16 protein-coding genes and 1 other RNA gene are annotated in these 19,722 nt (G+C 65.8%); 7 read left to right on the forward strand and 10 right to left on the reverse strand.

Features of this window, described 5'->3' with window-relative positions; translation table 11 throughout:
• Nucleotides 1-21: 21 nt before the first annotated feature.
• The 3 genes from GS4_RS16445 (at nt 22) to rnpB (ending at nt 2,024) form a co-directional block, all read left to right on the forward strand.
• Nucleotides 22-759, forward strand: a complete 738-nt coding sequence (locus tag GS4_RS16445; RefSeq protein ID WP_007622557.1) for a zinc ribbon domain-containing protein — start codon at nt 22-24, stop codon at nt 757-759.
• Nucleotides 760-1,503: a histidine phosphatase family protein gene (locus tag GS4_RS16450; RefSeq protein WP_007622558.1), complete on the forward strand. Its 744-nt coding sequence runs from the start codon at nt 760-762 to the stop codon at nt 1,501-1,503.
• A 100-nt stretch (nt 1,504-1,603) separates the two neighbouring features.
• Nucleotides 1,604-2,024: RNase P RNA component class A (gene rnpB / locus GS4_RS24860), an RNA gene on the forward strand.
• 12 nt (nt 2,025-2,036) lie between these two features.
• On the opposite strand, the gene GS4_RS16455 is transcribed toward rnpB, so the two are convergent.
• On the reverse strand, nt 2,037-3,659 hold the full coding sequence (locus tag GS4_RS16455) for an MFS transporter (protein ID WP_007622559.1): 1,623 nt from the start codon (nt 3,657-3,659) through the stop codon (nt 2,037-2,039).
• A 307-nt stretch (nt 3,660-3,966) separates the two neighbouring features.
• On the opposite strand from GS4_RS16455, the gene GS4_RS16460 reads away from it, so the two are divergent.
• Nucleotides 3,967-5,394, forward strand: coding sequence for an RNB domain-containing ribonuclease (locus GS4_RS16460; protein ID WP_007622560.1), 1,428 nt, complete (start codon nt 3,967-3,969; stop codon nt 5,392-5,394).
• A 237-nt stretch (nt 5,395-5,631) separates the two neighbouring features.
• Here the strand turns inward: GS4_RS16460 and GS4_RS16465 are convergent, their stop codons facing one another.
• Entirely contained in the window at nt 5,632-6,222 is a 591-nt protein-coding gene (locus tag GS4_RS16465; RefSeq protein WP_040510858.1) for a TetR/AcrR family transcriptional regulator, read from the reverse strand.
• Between the two features lie 70 nt (nt 6,223-6,292).
• Nucleotides 6,293-6,517, reverse strand: a complete 225-nt coding sequence (locus GS4_RS16470) for a hypothetical protein (RefSeq protein ID WP_007622562.1) — start codon at nt 6,515-6,517, stop codon at nt 6,293-6,295.
• Nucleotides 6,518-6,768: 251 nt separating this feature from the next.
• Here GS4_RS16470 and GS4_RS16475 point away from each other — a divergent pair, with 251 nt between their 5' ends.
• Nucleotides 6,769-7,134, forward strand: a complete 366-nt coding sequence (locus GS4_RS16475) for a hypothetical protein (protein ID WP_007622569.1) — start codon at nt 6,769-6,771, stop codon at nt 7,132-7,134.
• 9 nt (nt 7,135-7,143) lie between these two features.
• Complete coding sequence (locus GS4_RS16480; RefSeq protein WP_007622570.1) at nt 7,144-8,439, forward strand: cytochrome P450; 1,296 nt, start codon at nt 7,144-7,146, stop codon at nt 8,437-8,439.
• Nucleotides 8,440-8,644: 205 nt separating this feature from the next.
• Here the strand turns inward: GS4_RS16480 and GS4_RS16485 are convergent, their stop codons facing one another.
• The 7 genes from GS4_RS16485 to panB form a co-directional block, all read right to left on the reverse strand.
• On the reverse strand, nt 8,645-9,061 hold the full coding sequence (locus GS4_RS16485; RefSeq protein ID WP_007622573.1) for a GlcG/HbpS family heme-binding protein: 417 nt from the start codon (nt 9,059-9,061) through the stop codon (nt 8,645-8,647).
• A 1,335-nt stretch (nt 9,062-10,396) separates the two neighbouring features.
• The gene (locus tag GS4_RS16490; protein ID WP_245555716.1) at nt 10,397-11,503 is read right to left on the reverse strand and encodes a GDSL-type esterase/lipase family protein; all 1,107 of its coding nucleotides are present in this window, start codon (nt 11,501-11,503) and stop codon (nt 10,397-10,399) included.
• A 315-nt stretch (nt 11,504-11,818) separates the two neighbouring features.
• Complete coding sequence (locus tag GS4_RS16495) at nt 11,819-13,408, reverse strand: GMC family oxidoreductase (RefSeq protein WP_040510826.1); 1,590 nt, start codon at nt 13,406-13,408, stop codon at nt 11,819-11,821.
• A gap of 95 nt (nt 13,409-13,503) precedes the next feature.
• Nucleotides 13,504-14,028 (reverse strand): TetR/AcrR family transcriptional regulator, encoded by a 525-nt coding sequence (locus tag GS4_RS16500; protein ID WP_007622578.1) that lies wholly within the window; start codon nt 14,026-14,028, stop codon nt 13,504-13,506.
• A gap of 168 nt (nt 14,029-14,196) precedes the next feature.
• Nucleotides 14,197-15,693, reverse strand: coding sequence for a CYTH and CHAD domain-containing protein (locus GS4_RS16505; protein ID WP_007622584.1), 1,497 nt, complete (start codon nt 15,691-15,693; stop codon nt 14,197-14,199).
• Between the two features lie 102 nt (nt 15,694-15,795).
• The gene (gene pip / locus GS4_RS16510) at nt 15,796-16,749 is read right to left on the reverse strand and encodes a prolyl aminopeptidase (protein WP_007622585.1); all 954 of its coding nucleotides are present in this window, start codon (nt 16,747-16,749) and stop codon (nt 15,796-15,798) included.
• A gap of 228 nt (nt 16,750-16,977) precedes the next feature.
• Entirely contained in the window at nt 16,978-17,832 is an 855-nt protein-coding gene (gene panB, locus GS4_RS16515; protein WP_007622586.1) for a 3-methyl-2-oxobutanoate hydroxymethyltransferase, read from the reverse strand.
• A 141-nt stretch (nt 17,833-17,973) separates the two neighbouring features.
• On the opposite strand from panB, the gene GS4_RS16520 reads away from it, so the two are divergent.
• Nucleotides 17,974-19,668 carry an alpha/beta hydrolase gene (locus tag GS4_RS16520; RefSeq protein ID WP_007622587.1) on the forward strand — a complete coding sequence of 565 codons (1,695 nt, stop codon included), beginning with the start codon at nt 17,974-17,976 and terminating at the stop codon, nt 19,666-19,668.
• Nucleotides 19,669-19,722: the final 54 nt, after the last annotated feature.

A 19,722-nucleotide genomic window follows, 5' to 3' on the forward strand; every position in this document is an offset into this window, starting at 1 on the left:
ATCCGACGAATGGAGCCAGGGATGAGAGTGGATTCGGGACGGCAGCGCGTGCTGCTGGATCTGGCCGAGGTCGATGCCCAGATCACCCGACTCGATCACAGCCGTACCCATCTGCCCGAAGACGCCGAGATCGCCGAGATCGACCGCAAGGTCGAGGTTGCCCGAGATGACCTGGTGCGGGCCGAGATCGCTGCCGAGGACCTGGGTCGCGAGTACAAGCGGATCGAGGGCGAGGTGAACGGGATGAGCTCCCGGGAGGCCCGCGACTCGCAGTTGCTGACCGCCGGTGGCTTGGCCGCCAAAGCGCTGTCGGAGTTGCAACACGAGCTCACCGGGCTCGCCCGTCGTCGGGGGATCCTCGAGGACGAACTGCTGTCGATCATGGAACAGCAGGAGGCGCTCTCAGGCGAGGAGCAGCGGGCGGCGGCCACCGTCGACCAACTCGGCACCGACCTCGCGTCGGTCCAGGAGCGGCGGGCCGCTGCGTTGGCGACCCTCGACGAGGACCGCGCAGTCGCCGACACCCGGCGGGCGAGCATCGTCAGCGAGGTCGACCCGGAACTGCTCGCGATCTATGACCGACAGCGATCGGCAGGCAAGGTCGGTGCCGGGCTCCTGCGTGCGCGACGGTGTGGCGCGTGCCGGATGGAACTGGACCGTGGCACCATCGCCGGGATCGCGGCGGCGGACCCGTCCGAGGTGATCCGCTGTGAAGAATGCGGTGCTGTGCTGGTGCGCACCTCGGAGTCGGGTCTGTAGATGGCCGACGCCCCGCGGATCGTGACCGGCGACCGGCCGGCGGCCGGTGCTTCCGATGGTGTCGGGACGACCCCGGCTGCGCGCGGGACGACACCGACCTGGCAGGGACAGCGTGCGGCTCCGACCCGCCTGATCCTGGTCCGACACGGTCAGACCCCACTGTCGGTCGACCGGCGCTACTCCGGTCGGGGCAACCCGGATCTCACCGAGGTCGGGCGTGGACAGGCGGCCGGCGCCGCGCGCCGAGTTCTCGCCGAGATCGGAGCCGACCGGGACCCGATCTCCGCGATCGTGTCCTCGCCGCTGAGCCGGGCCCGTGCGACAGCCGAGGCGATCGCCCAGCAGATCGACGTCCCCGTCACGGTCGACGAGGATCTGACCGAGACCGACTTCGGTGCCTGGGAGGGCCTGACCTTCACCGAGGCTGCCGGTCGGGACCCGCAACTGCACCCGCGATGGTTGGCCGACATCACGGTGCCCGCGCCGGACGGAGAGAGCTTCGCTGACGTCGGACATCGCGTCGAACGTGTGAAACACAGACTGCTGCGGCAGTATCCGGGCCAGGTGGTGGTGGTCGTATCGCATGTCACGCCCATCAAACTCTTGCTTCGTGAGGCTCTGCAGTCGGGGCCGGAGATCCTCTTCCGGCTGCATCTGGATCTCGCCTCGGTCTCGGTGGCGGAGTTCTACCCCGACGGTGGTTCGGTCGTTCGCCTCGTGAACGACACCTCGCACCTGCGCTGACTAGCCGACCTCGGCGGTCGGCGGGTGCGCAGCGGCGATCGGCCGTGGGCGTCGATGTTTGTCGAAATCCGTCGACCCCCGGCTATCCTGATCGAGCGAACGAGTCGGCCGGGCGGCCGCGGTACGCGGAACGGCCGGTCGCCGGTACGCCGCGGACCGAGGAAAGTCCGGACTCCGTAGAGCAGGGTGGTTGTCAACGGCAACCCGGGGTGACCCGCGGGACAGTGCCACAGAGAACAGACCGCCGTCGGTTCGCCGACGGTAAGGGTGAAACGGTGCGGTAAGAGCGCACCAGCGGTTCGGGTGACCGGGCCGGCTAGGTAAACCCCACCCGGAGCAAGGCCAAAGCCCGGACTCGCGATCCCTCGAGGATCGGGTCCGGGTGCGCGGGTGATCGAGGACTGCTCGTCCGAGCCCGCGGGTGGGCCGCTCGAGGCACCCGGTGACGGTGTGTCCAGATGGATGGTCGCCACCGGTCTCTGAGACCGGTACAGGATCCGGCTTACACGCCGGCTCGTTCGCCCCACGTCCGATCAGATCTCGGATGGATCCGGGATCTCGTTCCGGCGATAGTTCGGCAATCGAGTCGCCGGGATGATGGCTGTCGCGCTGACACCTGCGAGGAACAGCAGCCCGAACTGCAGGGTGCGGAGTCGTACGTCTTCGTTGATCTCGACTGCGGCGTCCACCTGTTCCGGGCTGGCGTCGGTGCGCGCGAGTGTTTCCCGCAGGGCATCGTTGCTGACGAAGTTGACGTTGTCCAGATCGACCTGGTCGATCAGGGAGTCGGGAATGCGAGGATGGGCGGTCACCGCCGACGCGACCGTGAACCCCAGGATCGTGACCAGCAGCGCTCCGACGACGGCTGTACCCACCGCCGACGCCAGATTCTGTGTGGTGCCGCGGATCGAGCCGACATCACCCGCTGCTCTGGTGGGCGCGGCGGTGACGAGGACGTTGAAGACCAAGGTGACCAGCGCCCCCTGCCCGATGCCGAACACGATGAGTCCCAGGATGGTCGGCAACGTCTCCCAGTTGTTGTTGACCACATATGCGAGCCAGGTCAAGGCGGTGGTCGTGAGCACGAACGAGAACGTGCCGATGACCCGCGGACTGTATCGCTTGTAGAACCGGACGACGAGCATCGCGGTGACGAAGACGGTGAGGTTGAACGGCATCATCGCCAGTGCGGTGTCGAAAGCTGTTCGCCCCTGGACGATCTGCACATAGAGGGGCACGGTGAAGTTCAGCGCCGCCTCGAGAGCCACGACGACGAACATCGCGTACACCGCGGCCCGCTCGCGTGAGCTGCCCAGCACGGTGAGGTCGACCAGAGGCACCCTGTCCGCGCGAACCCGTTGGCGTGTCCACAGCACGAAGGTCTGCCCGAGAACCAGTCCGGCGAGGATCATGACCGGCGCCGGCGACACCCCGAGAAGATCGAAGGGGGCTTTCGGATCGGCGAAGAACACGCCCCACGAATTGAGGTTGTTGAACCCCAGGGTGAGCAGGACGATGGCGGCACCGATGAAAATCGCGGCGACGACATCGATCTCGACGGTCCTGTCACCCCGGTCCGATCGCAACGTGAAGCTGAAGGCGAACACGATCACCGCCAGCGCCACCACTATCCCGAAGACCGGACGCCACCCGACGAGGGTTCCGAGCGAGCCGCCGAGGAAGAACGCGCTCACCCCCGAGATGGCTCGGGCCGAGCCGAGTGAGCCGATCGCCGTGGCCTGCTGGTCTCCGTGATAGTTCTCGGCTATCAGCGCGACCAGCGACGGCACGATGACTGCGGCCGACGCACCGGCCAGGGCCTGCCCGGCGATGGCCCAGCCCACCGAGGGGGAGACGATCATCAGCACGGCGGATGCGCCGAAGCTGATCACGACCGCACGGAAGATGGTCACCCATCCGACGCGCCGACCCAGCTTTCCGCCCAGCATCACCAGCGCCGCCACGGCGAGTCCGTACACGACGATCGTGGTCCCCACCGTGGTCGGCGCGACGTCGAAGTCGTCGACCATGCCGCCGATCGACACGGGCAGAGCGGCGACGTTGAACGACATCAGCACCTGCGCGAAGAACAGACTCACCATCGGCAGCCATGACCGACGTTCGATGTCGGATGCGGCGGCGCCGATGTTCGTCACGGGTTGGGCCTCTCGTCGTGATGAGCGGTGGTGGCCGGCGCGGCCGCGCCGACCATCGGATTCCTCGCGGCCGAAACCACATCGCCCGCGCCCGGCGTCGGGTCACGCATCTGCACGGTAGCCCGGTTGTCGGACGCGGCGCGGTTCTTTGCGTCAGTGCATCCACCCGCGACATCAGGCGATGGACAGCCGTCACGGCTGTTGCCAGGCGCGTCCGCCCGCCCACACGGTGCGACGGGCGGTGCGCCATGCGCGATCCGTCGACTCCTCGAGGCGGAATCTCGGCAGACGACCTAGGGTCGAAGTCGTGCAGAGAAAGCTGTCGGCGCCCGCGCTCGACTTCGACGCCATCCGTACCGAACTCGGGATCGCCGAGGACTACGGTGCCGACGCGCTCGCCGAGGCCGAGCATCCGGTCGATCGCTTCGCCGACGACCGTGCCGACCACACCGACATCCCGCTCGTGACCATCGATCCACCCACCTCCATGGATCTCGACCAGGCCGTGCGGATCGATACCGACGGCGACGGTTTCGTCGTCGACTACGCCATCGCCGATGTCGCTGCCCTCGTGGTACCCGAGGGACCCTTGGACCAGGAGAGCCGTCGCCGGGGCGCGACGATCTACTTCCCGGACCGATCGGTTCCGCTGCATCCACGTGCACTCTCGGAGGGGGCGGGATCGCTCCTGCCCGAACAGATCCGACCCGCAGTGTTGTGGACCATCCGCGTCTCTGCCGACGGCCTGCCCACCGACGTCCGGGTGCGTCGTGCGCGGGTACGGTCGGTGGCCCGGCTCGACTACGTCGGTGTCAGTGCGGACGCCGACGCCGGGACGCTGCACCCATCCATCGCGGCACTGCCGGACTTCGGGATCCTGCGGGAGCGTGTCGGTCTCGAGCGGGGGGCGGTCGAGCTCGAGCTCCCCGAGCAGGAGGTGGTCCGCGACCGAGATGGGGCATGGACGGTCCGTCAGGCGCCGCGTACCCCCGCCGACGCCTGGAACTCCCAGTTGTCGTTGCTGACCGGGATGAGCGCGGGCCAGATCATGGCCGACGCCGGCGTCGGGGTGCTGCGGACGCTGCCGCCCGCGTCGTCGCAGGCGCTGGCAGACCTGCGAGCGGTGGTCGCGGGGTTGGGCATCACCTGGCCGGCCGAGCAGGGGGTCGGTGTGTTCCTCGCGGGGCTGCCGCACGATGATCCGACGACGCTGGCGGTGATGTCGGCGGCCGGGGCATTGCTGCGCGGCGCCGACTATCTGGCGCTCGGTGTCGACGGTCAGCCGATGCCGGACGATCCCGACCGCCTACGACATGCTGCGATCGGCGGCGTGTACGCCCATGTGACCGCTCCGCTGCGACGCCTGGGTGACCGCTTCGCCACCGAGGTCTGCCTCGCGGTGATCTCGGGTGCAGCGGTGCCGGACTGGGTGACCCGCGCCGTGCCGACGCTGCCCGCGGTGCTGCGTTCGGCCGACTCCCTCGGCGCCACCGCGGACCGACGCAGCGTCGACCTCGCCGAGTCGGTGATCCTCGCCGATCGCGTCGGGGAGCGGTTCGATGCCGTCGTGGTCCGTCCGGCCACCGACAAGCGTGATGCGCAGGTATTCCTCGGGGAGCCCGCTGTCATCGCCCCCTGCGCCGGGAACCCTCCCCAGGGTGTCCCGGTGTCGGTGGTCCTGGAGTCGGTCGACCCCGTCGCGGGCAAGGTCGCTTTCCGGCTCGCCGATTCCTGACGCGATCGAGGCGCGAGGCGCGCTTGACTCATCGGGGTGATGGGGGCGGACGGGACCTACAGCCTGCGACATCCGGCATGCACCGACCACTTGACGCTGACCAGTTGACAACGTCGTTCGAGTCCCTCCAGGACCCGCACATCTGGGATTCGGCGAAGACGGGCCAGAACTTGCATCGTCAACGTGTGGTCCCTGCCAGTGCTGCAATGGTCACGTTCGCCTGACGTGTCGAGGCGCTCAGTGTGCCCTCACCGCCGGCGCCACCCATCTACGAAGATATGCGCGCAACTGTGCGGCCGTCCGTTCGGGCGAGCCGGGGGCAAGCACGAACGATTGGAGGGTGCGGAGTACGTGCTCACCGAGAGCGCTGAGATCGTCATCGCTCCAACCGTGTCGTCGCCAATCCACATCGAAGGTGCGAAGGACGTCCCGCGCACGTGCGTTGGCCGCATCCGAGGTGATCGCCGAGAAGACGTCTGCGTCCGAATGTCCGAACAGCGCCGTGAATCGCGGACGTGTGGTGAGCTGATCGACCACGAAGGCGAGCGCTTCGACCACCGCGTCCGCCGGATCATGCAGTCCGGCAACGCAGGTCGTGAGTGCGTCGAGTAGCTGTATGCTCGCGCGATCGGCCGCATCCTGGAGGAGGGAATCGATGTTGGGGTAGTAGCGGTACAGCGTCTGGCGACTGATCCCCACTGCTCGCGCGACCTGGATCATGCTGAGATCCGCACCCTCGTCCAGCAGCGCGCCCGTCGTCTCGACTATCTGCCGCCGAGCGTCGTCGTCGTTTGCGGGCAAGGCTCCGGCCCAACCGTGGGTACGCACTGCGCCCTCCGTCTGCACAACAGTATGGATCGTCCATGATAGCTGGCGGTACGCCGTAAAGAGCTGGCGCTCACGGGTAGTGGCGAGCGTTCACGGTGCAGTGGTGTTCGATGCGCCACAACACCGGCTCGTCTCCCCTCGCACTCCGCGCAGCTTGGCCGGCAATCGCCGCTGTCCTGGTGTAGAACTCTCGAGGCCGGAGACCGAAGGTGGTGAAGATGTCGTCGGCACCGGCGCCACCGAAGGTCATCCATCGCCAGACAAAGTCGATCTTGGCTTGATCATCCTCGGTCATGCGAGATGACTCCTCCCTCGGGCGCATGGTGACACCGCGCTCATGGACATTTGGTCGCATGGATGTCCATCCGTAGTTTGTCTGCGAGGTCGCCCTCGGTTGCTCAGATCGCATCGTCAAACAATGCCCTGGGTTGACATTAAATGGTCCACTTGTAAAGTCAACGCTTGGGGTGTGGTGGTCAGGCCTGAGGGAGGAGTCCTTGATCGCCGCATCCCCTCGAACGGGTGAACACACGGAGAAGGGGGACGATGTCGACGGATGACGATTCGCAGCCCCATCTCGCGGACGACTATTTGTTGGTGCACGGGGTGGCCGATTGGGAATTCTCCTGGGCGGCACTGGTCGAGTGGCTCGACTCGCGAGGGTTCATCGTCCATCCCGCGTTGCTGGGTCGCTGGTCCAACGGGCTGTCACGGATGACATCTCGCGTGCATCCCGACATCTTGTGGATGCCTCGCGAGAACCGGGTGGTCGCCCCGCACCGGTTCGGAGAGGACCGGCTGCGTAGCTGCATGTTCGACGGTGTCTCGCGCTACACCGGATCACGGATGGAGGACCACGCCTCCGGCTACCTCGGCCAGTGGTCACGGAGACGCGACCCCGACACGCAATGAGTCAACTCCGTGGCGCGACAGCGCCACTGCTCCCCGACTGAAAGGTGCTGGATTTTGTCCATCCTCGAGAGCAGTTGCCCGTTCGGAGCAGACTGGGACTTCACCAACCCGGACGTACTCGCTACAGGCTTGCCCACAGAGGAGTTCGCGTACCTACGAGAGACGGCACCGGTGTGGTGGAATCAGCAACCAGTCGGGGCGACCCCCTTCGGCGACCACGGCTACTGGGTGGTGTCCAGACACGAAGACATCCGAGCTGTGTCCAAGAACTCCGAGCTGTGGTCAGCCCATCGCAAGGGGGCCATCATGCGATTGCCGGACGGGGTGGGAGAAGAAGAACTGGAACTCACCAAGGCGCTGCTGATCAACCATGATCCGCCCGAGCACACGCGACTCCGCAAGGTCGTCTCACGACTGTTCACTCCCCGCGCGGTGCGCGAACTTCACGACCATCTGACGGTGGTAGCTCGCGACATCGTCTCTCGGGCCGCCGAAAAGACAGGGGGCAACTTCGTCGAGGATATCGCAATCGACCTGCCCCTGAACGCGATCTTCGATCTCATCGGAGTTCCGGAGGCCGATCGGCCCCGGCTGTTCGAGATGTCCAACATCATAATCAACACCGATGACCCCGACTATCAGGGGAGTATCAGTGCGGAGGAGGCGAACGCCGAGATTCTCGGCTACGCCTACAACATGGCTGACGAGCGCACACGGTGCCCTGCAGATGACATCATCACCACACTGGTACAGGCCGATATCGATGGTGAGTCGATGGATCAGACCGAGTTCGGATTCTTCGTCATCTTGCTGGCGGTCGCCGGTAACGAGACCACGCGCAACGCGATCACTCATGGCATGAATGCCTTTCTCGACCGTCCGGACCAATGGGAGCTGTTCCGGCGTGATCGACCGTCGACGACCTACGACGAGATCGTCCGATGGGCAACTCCGGTCAACTGTTTCCAGCGCACCGCAACCCGCGATACCGAGCTCAGCGGTGTCCGTATCGCCGAAGGTCAACGTGTCGGATTGTTCTACGGTTCGGCGAATTACGACAGCAGCGTCTTCGATGAACCTTTCACTTTCGACATCAGCCGGAACCCCAACCCTCATCTCGGATTCGGCGGGAGCGGAGCGCACTACTGCATTGGCGCCAACCTGGCGAAGATGGAAATCGAGATCATGATGAACGCAATCGCCGACACCATCCCCGACATCAGCAAGGTCGCCGAACCCGTACGCATACGATCGGGATGGCTCAACGGGATCAAAGAACTCGAGGTTTCATACCGTCGCCGGTGACCGCGCCGACTCACTGCGCTTGGCGTCTCCGACGCAGCGCGAGTGTCTGATCGTCACCGGCCGATCTCTTTCCGTCGCAAGGGCGGTGCCAATGTCGACACCCCTGGTCGCCGATCCATTCACTCGGACTGGGCGTCACGCGGACCGCCGATGATGCAGCGACGCAACCGAATGTCCAACAGTCAGTCCACGACGCGTCGCCGGGCTACCGATGCGCCGACAGGGCCTCGAGCCCTGCCTGTGCGATCGTCTGGTCTTGCTCGCCAGACCCGCCGCTGACCCCTATTGCGCCGATGACATGGCCGTCGTCACGTAGGGGAATCCCCCCGGCAAACACCGTGACTCGCCCGCGGTTGGTGTTCTGGATCCCAAAGAACTGGGTGTCAGGTTGTGCGTACTCGGCCAGATCGCCGGTGCTGATATCAAAAGCGCGAGCGGTCCACGCCTTGTCGATCGAGATGTCGATACTGCCGATCCAAGCGTCGTCCTGACGGACGTGGGCGACAAGATTGCCACCCGCGTCGACTACTGCCACGTTGACGGGCTGATCGATCTCGTCGGCGCGGTGTAGCGCGGCCGCGATGACTTCCTGTGCCTGCGAGAGCGTAACAGTCTTCGTCATGTCGGTACCCCTCTGTCGCAACAGATCTCAATTTCTGATTCCATGAGAGTTTACCAAGCAAGTGCTTGGTAAACTCTCATGGAATCGACTTGACCGCAACCGTTGAAAGGTTGTGGTATTTGCCGTTTCACCGTCTTCGACGACGGCGTAGGCGCCAAACGCTGGATTCACCCGACTGTGATGCTCTCGAATGGGGCGCACCAAGGCCACAGCCGTGTGGCGGGCGACCTGTTACTCGACAAGGTCGAAGTCGTCATTGTCGAAGAAGGCGACGTGTCCATCATCCAGGAGAACCGCATATCGACGCTGACGTAGGAGAGTCGGTTGTGGGCATCCGGCGTCCGCGATACCCGCACCGAGGTCCTTCAGGATGACTCCTGTTCCACTTCCAGCAGCTGCCGAAATCACAACGGTGCTGCCGATTCGAGGTGCTGCCGACAGGGGACGGTTGCTCAGTGACCGGGGTTGCGATTCACAGGCTTCACCTGTGCGGCGGAGCATGGTCCCATCGTCGCTGTCAGGCATTCTTCTCGCACTCCCGATGCATCCAGCGCAGTGTCAGGTCGTCGATCTCAGGTAGAGGACATGTCAACTGATACCGCAGCAAGACTCGAAACTGCTTCATGGTCAACCCAAACCGCTGCCGGACTGCTTCAGGCAAGGGTTCGTCACGGCAGCGATGAGATAGCGCAAAGTGCGTGATGTCTTGCAGCCTGAAGGGCGCGTTAGTCGTCATCAGGCGACCCTGTGGCTGAGGATGTGCAGTTGCTGCCATGCGGTTCCTGCAGCAGTGCTGGGTTCCGCCTCGGGCATTGATCGACGGGCGCGCCCTTGCGTAACTGCTCCAAAAGGAACTCAAGTGCTCGTGCCATTTGGTTGCTCCATCCCGCCGACCCTTGCCGACGCTCGCTCTTCGAGCTTTGCGCCAGCCTGCCCAGGGCGTAGATCGTGGTGCCATCAGTGGTTCAGGCGCGCATCGGTACGCAAGCGCGGCGCGCAACTGAGAACATGCCGAACTTTACATCAGGTCGCACATGTGTCAAGTGAAGAATTCATGCAATCCGTCGATCATCGAAGCCGCACATACTACTGGGTCCAGCCCTGGACCGCAGGCCGGATTTCTCTGGGCCGGTTAGGCTTTGGCTCTTGTGAGATGTGCAACGCCGTCTGGAGCGACTGCCGCAACGGGTTTGCGTGGACCCGAGGATTCCTCGTGTGGCTTTGTCACGCCACTATTGATCGCCGTGACTGGACAGATGATGGTCTACGTTGTCAGCAGAGGGTGAGTTCCAGTGCGCTCGTCGGAGTCCGGTGTGTCGGGTCGGGTGTCGTAAGTCAGTTTGTGCAGCCTGCTGTTGCCGTGAGGCGCTTCAGTTCGGAGAGGGCGACAGTATTGGCCATTGCTTGGTAGCCGGTCGTGTTGGGGTGTAGGCGATCGGGACTGGAGTAGCTGGGTCGGAGTCGAGACGGCGCTTCAGGATCGCGCAACGACCGATCGAAGTCGACCACTCGGTCGGCGACGCGCTGAGATCGGATCCAGGCGTTGATCTGTTGTCGTTGACGTTCCGCAGCAGGTGCCAGCACACCGTTGACCAATGCATCAGACGCTGGAAGTAGCGTCCCGAGCCAGATCTCGAGTCCGCGGTCATGTGCCATGGTGATCAGCTGCCGGTAGCCGGCGATGATGCGTGCGGCATCGGATTGAGGTGGCAGACCGAGGTCGTTGATTCCTTCTTGCACGAGAACAGCGGCTACACCCGGTTGGTCGAGCGCGTCACGCGTGAAGCGAGCGATGCCTGAGGGGCCTAGCATCAGTGGTTCGCCGCTGGTGAGAATCCGATTGCTACTGATGCCGGCATTCACGACTGACACCGGAATTGCGGCATCGTTGATGCGCCGTTGCAGGAAGTCCGGGTAGCGCTGGTCGGTGTCTGCGACGCGTCTGTCTGCCGGGATGCTGAGCGGGTTTGCGCCTACGAAGCCGTCGGTGATCGAGTCGCCGAAGGCGACCAATGAGCGAGTGGTTCGTGAACTGAGTACCTCGAGTCCGGTGAGGAACGGCCACGAGCCGGTTGTGGAGGTGAAGGCTGCCCGGCCGCGATCGTGAGTGTGGTCGCCACTGCCGGGGGCGGTGTAGCGGGTGGTGGCGTTGGCGTTCCAGTGTTTGGTCGGTCCTGTCGCGGTGCCGGCGACGTAGACGGTGACGACCAGTGGTCGCATGGAGGTCACGGGGAAGGCGATCGGATCGCTGAGGACCTCGTGTCCGGGTGCGACGGTCGTTTCTGCCCGTCCCTCGAATGGCGCCGGGGTGGGTGGGTGGAGTCCGCCGGTGGGCTCAAGGGCGGCAACGGTGACCCGCCCGAACGTGACCGGGGTCTGCCCGAACCGATTCGACAACCGCACGCGTGTGGTGGCGCCACTCAGGTGAGGGGTGATCGTCATTCGAAAGGTTTGATCTCGCACTACGATAGGCAGTTTGCCAGTTGCAGCGGCGTCGATGGGAACTGACGCGTCAGTTGGGCTTGCCGCCCACGAGCCGACATAGTGCCGATCAGCACACGACGGGTGGGGTGGCGCCGCAGTCGCGCTGGGCGTTGCACCGCCTGCCGACCCGATCATCACGCTCACTGTTGCTAGAACGAGTGTGTGCACGCGTATCAAGTGTCGCCGGGAAGGCGTTGCCCGACTGCGCGGGTCTGGGGTTGCGTCGTGCCGTTGGCGGGGCATTGCCGGTGGTTTCCTCCGCTGATAGCGCAGTCAGAAGTGGGTGCCGAGGTCGCGGGCGACGATGTTGTCGAGCGCTCGCTCAGCGACCGCGGCGATGGTCATCGAAGGGTTGCAAGCGGCGCTGTTGCCAGGCATCAGCGCGCCATCGACAACGTAGAGTCCGCGCTGGCCGTACACACGGCCTTCGAGATCGCACACAGTGCCCATAGAAGCCCCACCGAGCGGGTGCCAGGTGGATGGCTCGATGCCGTTGGTGTCGATGAGGATTCCGCTCGGGCCGGCGATCTTGCGAACCGTAGGGCCGATCTGGGCGTTCTGGATGACGGAGTCACCTTCGTGCGGCCAGTGCAAGACAGCGTCGTTGAGACGGGAGTCGAAGGTGAGATGGCCGCGGCGTCGGCTGACGCCGTATCCGACGAGCATCGTGGTCTTGGGCCCGATCGGGTTGGGAGGCATGGAAGCCTGGATCACGGTGAACGCCGAACTCGGGTTGGACCAATTCTTGCTCCCGTACACCACTGGGCCTCCCTGGACGAGGCCGAAGTCGTCGTCAGGACTGGTCCAGGTGTAGATCCGGTCGGCGTTGGTGCCCCATCCTTGCCCTAGCTTGTCGGGCAGATCTTGGATGGTGTCGTGGGCGTCGGCGCGTAGGAGCAATTTGGTGGTGTTGATGCTGCCGGCGCCGAGGAACACCGCTTGGGTGGTCAGTTCCTTGTGCTCGAGGACGCGACCGGTCAGGTCGGTACGATCAACAGAGACTATCCATGTGTTCCGCAGGCCGCGGCGGATCCCGGTTACCGTGTGCAAGGTATGCACGGTGGCACGGCCGGTAGCTTCGGCGGCGGCGATGTAGGTGACATCGACACTGTGTTTTCCGCCGTTGTTGACTCCGAGCGCTCCCGAGCCGTCGGTGTAGGAGGGGGCCATTTTTCCGCGTAGCTCGGCCAGCGCGTAGTTCCAATCGATGGGCATCGGGATCTTCGCGACGGGTAGTCCGGCCGCGCGGGCGCGACGCGCGAACACGCGTGGCGCCCGATACGGTGCTGAATCAATCAATTCGTCTGGGGCTGTGGAAAGTCGGAGCATCCGAGCCACGCGAGGGTAGTGGATGCGGTTCATCCGCTGCCAGTCCAGACGCTGAGGAAAGTTTGCGTTGAAAACCGCCTCGTCTGGCTGCAAGGTCATCCCCTGATAGACCAGTGAGCCGCCGCCGACTCCTGCAGCGCACAGCGCAGTCATGTTCGCCCCGATGACAGCTTCGAGCAGGCCCACGTAGGGGTCGAAAATCATTGTGCGACCGAATAGGCGCGGGTTGGACCCGTGCCACAAGATCCGCTTGTCGGGATTGGTGGCATTGGGGAATGTCGTCGAGTTCGGTCCGGTCTGCCAGCGCCGACCCCGCTCGAGGACTGTGACGTCGACACCAGCCTGGGCGAGCCGCAGCGCGGCCACACCGCCACCGAAACCGGTGCCGATGACAACGACACGATGATCCTCGCGCGTGATGCGGATACGTCGGCGCGGAGCTGACCGAGCTGAAGAAGTGGTCGTGCCCACCCCGACGGTCGCCACCGCTGCGGCACTGGCAGCCAAAAACGAACGCCGCGTATACATCGACACAGCGATACCCCCGGATGTCGTCTCAGTCATTGAATGTGATGCAGCTCATTGCTGTCGCGGCGATCGCCACGCATCACAAACTAGACACTGGGTGTCTACTGTGTCAATGTTTCGATCGCGGGTTCCAGCCAGCGGGTGAGGAACTCACGCAACTCTTCGTCGCTCTTGTCGGAGTCGAAGACCACGACAGCCAGCCCGAGATGCAAAGCCATTTCCGCTATCTCGTCCGTTGAGTCCACAGATGGCGCCAGTGACGCGGCGGGTGCCATCAATGTTCGAGTGACCTCGCGAGCACGGTGCCACATTCCGTCGTCGAAGAGAGGATTCGACAGCGTGCTGCCGAACACCCGAGACACCACCGGGTTGGACCGGGTCAGGGTTCGGCTGGCGACGATCAACTCCACCACGTACTCAGACAGAGTGGTTGCGGCCGACAAGTGATCGCGCAAATCACCCAGGATGGTGATCGTGAGGTCCGCGACCGCCTCCGACACCAAGTCCTCGCGACAACCAAAGATCGAGTACACCGTCTGTCGCGAGACACCCGCCCGCTGTGCCACACCCGCAATCGAGACACTGTCAAAGCCAGCCTCGGCAATCTGCTCCTGAGTCGCTGCCACAATTCTACTTCGCGAGCGCACCCACCTATCCTCCCGCACACCACCCCACGTCGCACATTCATCGCACCGATCGAAATCGATTGCTGTGAATCAATGATTGCTGTGAATCAATGACCCGCGAAGTCCGAAACAGGTGACGATGAGGCGCAGAAGCCGGTCGAGGGCGAGTCAGAGGCGACGCGCCGCCGAGCGGTAGGCCGAGATCGCGCGCTCGCCGTCGAACTCCTGGCGTGCGTCGATCCGACCGAGCACGAACATGTCCTGCGGACCGAGCGAACCGGTCGCAGCTATCTCGGCCAGCCGCGCGCGGTTGATCCGTGAGTCGTTGAAGTCGCCGAGAGCGGACTGGACCTCCTTGGCGGCCTTCGCGACGGTGCGGTACTTCTTCTTGTCCAGCGGGTCGGCCGCGTCGGCGCGATAGCGCATCTGCTTGGCGCGCTTACGGATCGTGTGGAGGTGTTCCTCCCACTCCGCCGATCCTTCCCGCAGACGAGACAGGTCGGCCCGATCCTGGGCGATCTTCTTGCGGCTCTTGGCGATGGCCTTGTCGACCGCCTCCGACGCCGCCACCTCTGCCTCCGGACCCGGTAGCGGGTCGGCGATGAGTTCGTCGATGGCGTCGAGGAGGGCGAAGTACCGCGTCGACTCCATCGCTGCCTGGGCGGCGCGGATCGCACGCGCATGCGCCGACTCCTCGGCATCGATCAACGCCGCGTGCAGATCCGGCGAGGCCGGCTCGTCACGCAGGAGCTTGGCCCCGATCTCGATCTGGACCTCCGAGTCGCGTGCGTCGCCGAGAATTCTGGCGAGCAGCTTCAGCTCGTCGTTGATGTGCGCGGTGTGCTCGGTGTCGAGCACACCCGGGTATCCGGTCAGGATGCTGCGCAGGCGGCGGGTGGCGACCCGCATCTGGTGCACCGCATCGGGTGCGTCGATGCGTACCAGCGGGTCGTAGGCGATCAGCGAGTTGCGGTGGATCGCGATGTCGGTGATCACCAGATCCAGTGCGGTGGGCCGCTTGCCGAGGTGTGGCGCGACGACGTCCGGCGTCGTGCCTATTGCACGGGCCAGCTTCGACGCGCTCGACGCCTCGCGTGCACCCGCCTTCTGCAGGGCCCGGCCCGCAGCCTTGAGCAGCTTGGTGTTGTCGGTGTCGCCGACCAGTTCGAACTCCCACTCCGACCACTCCTGGTGCCGACCGTTCGGCAGTAGCGATCGCGCGGTGACGAGGTCCTCGCAGAGGACCGCGATGGGGTGCTGACCGGCGCCGAACAGAGTGGTCACGGTGCGCGAGGTGGAGATCGCCGCGACCGGGATGAGATGGCGCGTCCGGATGAGGGCACGCACCGGCAGGGTGAGTTCGTCGGGGACGTCGCCATCGGCCGACGCGGTGTCGAAGCCGATCTGCGTCTCGCGTCGGGCACCCGACGGTCCGGCGGGACGCTTCAGGTGCCATCCCTCGTCGGTGCCACCGGTCCTGCGCCGCAGTGTGACCCGGTTGCTCGCGAGGTCCAGGTTCTCGGTGTCGAAGTAGGTGGCGTCGAGCGCAAACGTCTCGGGCTCCGAGGTCGCGACGACCCCGGGGAGCACCCGTAGGTCGGGCGCGGGATGTCCCGCATCGACGTCGAACTTGAGCTCCACCTCGAGTTGCTCGGATGCCGGCACCGAAGTCCTGCCTTTCACGCTGTCGCCCGACATCGTGCCGGGTGGGGGCGCCGACGCCGGATGACGTCGGCCGGTCGACCAATTCTAGGGATGCTGCGCCGATCAGCCCGCGAAGCGATCGGTGGCCTCGATGAGGCGGTGACGGATCCCGGGTTCGTAGGAGGCGTGTCCGGCGTCGTCGACGATGTGCAGGTCGGCACCGGGCCAGGCCCGGTGGAGATCCCACGCGCTACGTGCCGGACACACCACGTCGTAGCGTCCCTGCACGATCACACCGGGGATGTCGGCGATCCGGTCGATGTTCGCCAGGAGTTGCCCGTCGGCGATGAAGCCGTGGTTGACGAAGTAGTGGTTCTCGATGCTCGCGAAGGCGAGGTCGAACCGTGCGTTCCCGGCGTCGCCCTCGTCGGGGCGGGGGAGCAGGTAGCTGGTTTTGTGTTCCCATGCCGTCCACGCCGCCGCGGCGCGTTGCGCCACCTCCGGGTCCTCCGAGGTCAGCAGGCGATGGTAGGCCGCCACCAGGTCGCCGTCGCGCTCGCCGACCGGGATCGGTTCCAGATAGGACTCCCAGAGGTCGGGGTAGATGTGCGCGGCGCCGCCGTTGTAGTACCAGTCGATCTCGCTGCGCCGCAGCAGGAAGATGCCACGGAGGACGAGTTCGGTGACTCGTTCGGGATGGGCTTGGGCATAGGCGAGTCCGAGGGTGGATCCCCACGAGCCGCCGAAGACCTGCCAGCGGTCGACGCCCAGGTGCCCTCGGAGTGCCTCGATGTCGGCGATGAGGTGATCGGTGGTGTTCACCGACAAGTCGGCGCCGTCGGCGATGTGCGGTCGGGAGCGACCGCAACCCCGCTGGTCGAAGAGCACGATGCGGTATCGCGTGGGGTCGAAGAACCGGCGCTGATCGGGGGAGGTGCCGCCGCCCGGACCGCCGTGGACGAAGACGACGGGTTTGCCGTCGGGATCTCCCGAGGTCTCCCAGTAGATCTGCTGGCCGTCGCCGACGTCGAGGTGGCCCTGGTCGTAGGGCTCGATCTCCGGATAGAACTCCCGCATGTCCCCAACCCTATTCGGCCCGCGGTGCAACTGCGTGGGACACCGTTGGCCCGCGTGCACAGGCAGCGTGGACGGACGGACGCGGGTGGATGGACGGGCGCGGGTGGGCGGGCGTGGACCGGCAGCGTGGACCGGCAGTGCCGGCGGGGCGAACAGGACATGGGGACCGACGAAGCGACCCGACCGGCCTTCGACAGGCCGGTCGGGTCGATTCAGGTGATGCAGAGATCAGTAGCTGTGTTCGGGGCCGGGGAAGACCCCGCGGCGCACCTCGTCGGCGTACTGCTCGGCGGCCGTGCGCAGTTCGCCGCCGACGTCACCGAAGCGCTTGACGAACTTGGCGGTCTTGCCGTGGGTGAACCCGGCCATGTCCTGCCAGACCAGCACCTGCGCGTCGGTCTCGTTGCCGGCGCCGATACCGACCGTCGGGATGGTGAGCTTGCGGGTGATCTGGGCGGCCACGTCGGCGGGCACCATCTCCATCACGACCGAGAAGGCTCCGGCCTCCTGGACTGCGATGGCATCGGCGATCAGCTGGTCGGCTGCGTCGCCACGTCCTTGGACGCGGAAGCCGCCGAGACCGTTGACACTCTGCGGGGTGAAGCCGATGTGGCCCATCACCGGGATGCCTGCGGCCGTGAGGGTCGCGATCTGGTCGGCGATGCGCTCGCCGCCCTCGATCTTGATCGCGTGGACGCCGGCCTCCTTGAAGAAGCGCACGGCGGACTCCAGGGCCTGCTGCGGTCCCGCCTCGTAGGCGCCGAACGGCAGGTCGGCCACGACCAGAGCGTGCGGGGCGCCGCGAACGACGGCGCGGGCCAGCGGGATGAGTTCGTCGACGCTGACCGGGATGGTCGTGTCGTAGCCGTACACCACGTTGGCCGCCGAGTCGCCGACCAGGAGTACGGGTATCTCGGCATCGTCGAAGATGCGTGCGCTGGAGTAGTCGTACGCGGTGAGCATCGACCACTTCTCGCCCTCTGCCTTCATCTGCGCGAGATGGTGCACGCGCGTGATGCGGCGAGGCTTTGCGGTGGAATCGGCGGAGGGGCGCAGAGCGCCATAGACCGAGGAATCGGACATCGTCGTCTCTTTCTGCCTCGAGTCCCGCATGGCGGGTACCCGGGTGGGTGTCGGACGTGTCCATTGTGGCACTGGTCGGCTACCGGCAGGCCGGCGTGACCTGTGGTTTCGGTCACAGACGAGGATCACTAGGATTCGGTCATGCCCGGGTGTCCGCCGCCGACCGGCGCCGCTCCCGCGGTGCGCCGACACCGCTTCGCCCTCCGTCGCCGACGCTGGTCGGTGACGGGCGCGACGCTCGTCACCGCGCTCGCGGTGGCCGGGTGCGCCACCGTCCCCGACTCGTCGCCCGCAGCGACGTCGGGCCCGTCGATCACGGAGCGGCAGACAGCGGCTCCCGTGATCCCGATCGAGTGGAAGGCGTGCGGGGGCACCGGCGACGTCGACGACCCCGCGATTGCCCGACGACTGCAGTGCGGCACGCTGAGTGTGCCTGTGCGGCAGTCCGATCCGTCGGCCGGGACGTTCTCCGTCGCGGTCGCTCGACTGGCCGCGGGTGGCCCGACACGGCGGGGCTCGGTCGTGATCAATCCCGGCGGTCCCGGAGCGTCCGGAGTGGATCATCTCATCGGCGACGCCGAGAACCTCGCCGGACAGACATTCGCCGGCGAGTTCGACGTCGTCGCCTTCGACCCACGGGGCGTCGGCCGATCGGAGCCGGTGGTCCGGTGTCGTACCGATGCCGAACGTGATGCCGAGCGCGCCACCGACTACGGCGATCGATCACCGGGTGGGGTCGCACGGGTCGAGGATCACCTGCGCGACGTCGTCGCCGGCTGTCGGGAACACACGCCCGCAGCACTGCTCACATCGGTCGGGACGAGCCATGTGGTCGACGACCTGGAGGTCCTGCGCGCTGCACTCGGTGACGAGCGGCTGACCTACGTGGGGTTCTCCTACGGCAGTCGGATCGGACTGGAGTACCAGCGCCGACACCCGGATCGCGTGCGGGCTCTCGTGTCCGACGGTCCGGTCGATCCCGACGCCGACCCGATCGGCGCATCGACCGCGCAGGCCGCCGCGTTCCAGCGCGTGTTCGATGCGTTCGCCCGTGACTGCGCGACCGCTCCGGACTGTCCACTGGCGGATCGTCCTGCCGGCGCCTTGGCCGCGTACCACCGCCTCGTGCGCCCCCTGGTGACCCGCCCGGTTCCGGCAGGTGCGGGACGTGTGCTGACACAGGCGGACTCGGAGACCGCCACCAGTGCCGCGCTGTACCAGCGATCGCTCTGGCCGGTGCTCCGACTCGCGCTGAGACGCCTGGCCGACGGTGACGGGACACTGCTGCTGGCGTTGGCCGACCGATACGAGGGGCGGGGTGACGACGGTCGGTACGACAACTCCCAGGACGCCTTCACCGCGATCCGGTGCGCCGACGACCCGCGGCTGCCGGACCGTGCAGCCTATGACCGACTGGACGGCGACCTGCGTCGGGCGGCGCCGTATCGCGACGACGGTCGGGGGACCGGCCGCGGAGTGCTGAGCATCTGCGCCTTCTGGCCGGAATCCGGCGCCGGCTCGCCGGCAACGGTCCCGTCGAGCAGCGCCCCGTCGGACACTGCCCGGTCGAACAGTGCCCCGCCGGGCAATGACCCGTCGAACGCCGGCCCGGCCGGTGGTGCCGTCGCCGGGCGTGGACTGATGATCGCCACCACCGACGACCCCGCCACGCCCTATGCGACAGGGCGTGACCTGGCCCGCTCCACCGACTCGGTGCTGGTCACCGTCAAGGGGGCCGGGCACACCGCGTCGCTGCGCGGTGACGCCTGCGTCGACCGGGTCGTCAACGACTACGTCGTCCGTCTCACGCTGCCGCCAGCGGCTCTCACATGCTGAGATTCGCGCTGTAAAGCCGCAGCATATCGAGTTCGAATTGCAGATGTAACACGG

It is taken from the genome of Gordonia soli NBRC 108243 (assembly GCF_000334455.1).
GTDB classification, from domain to species: domain Bacteria; phylum Actinomycetota; class Actinomycetes; order Mycobacteriales; family Mycobacteriaceae; genus Gordonia; species Gordonia soli.

Bases quoted from the DNA above. Each gene is read 5' to 3' on its own strand.
- GS4_RS16450 (WP_007622558.1), top strand. From the start codon at position 760: ATGGCCGACGCCCCGCGGATCGTGACCGGCGACCGGCCGGCGGCCGGT.
- GS4_RS16470 (WP_007622562.1), bottom strand. From the start codon at position 6,517: ATGACCGAGGATGATCAAGCCAAGATCGACTTTGTCTGGCGATGGATG.
- GS4_RS16445 (WP_007622557.1), top strand. From the start codon at position 22: ATGAGAGTGGATTCGGGACGGCAGCGCGTGCTGCTGGATCTGGCCGAG.
- panB (WP_007622586.1), bottom strand. From the start codon at position 17,832: ATGTCCGATTCCTCGGTCTATGGCGCTCTGCGCCCCTCCGCCGATTCC.
- GS4_RS16475 (WP_007622569.1), top strand. From the start codon at position 6,769: ATGTCGACGGATGACGATTCGCAGCCCCATCTCGCGGACGACTATTTG.
- GS4_RS16490 (WP_245555716.1), bottom strand. From the start codon at position 11,503: ATGACGATCACCCCTCACCTGAGTGGCGCCACCACACGCGTGCGGTTG.
- pip (WP_007622585.1), bottom strand. From the start codon at position 16,749: ATGCGGGAGTTCTATCCGGAGATCGAGCCCTACGACCAGGGCCACCTC.
- GS4_RS16520 (WP_007622587.1), top strand. From the start codon at position 17,974: ATGCCCGGGTGTCCGCCGCCGACCGGCGCCGCTCCCGCGGTGCGCCGA.
- GS4_RS16485 (WP_007622573.1), bottom strand. From the start codon at position 9,061: ATGACGAAGACTGTTACGCTCTCGCAGGCACAGGAAGTCATCGCGGCC.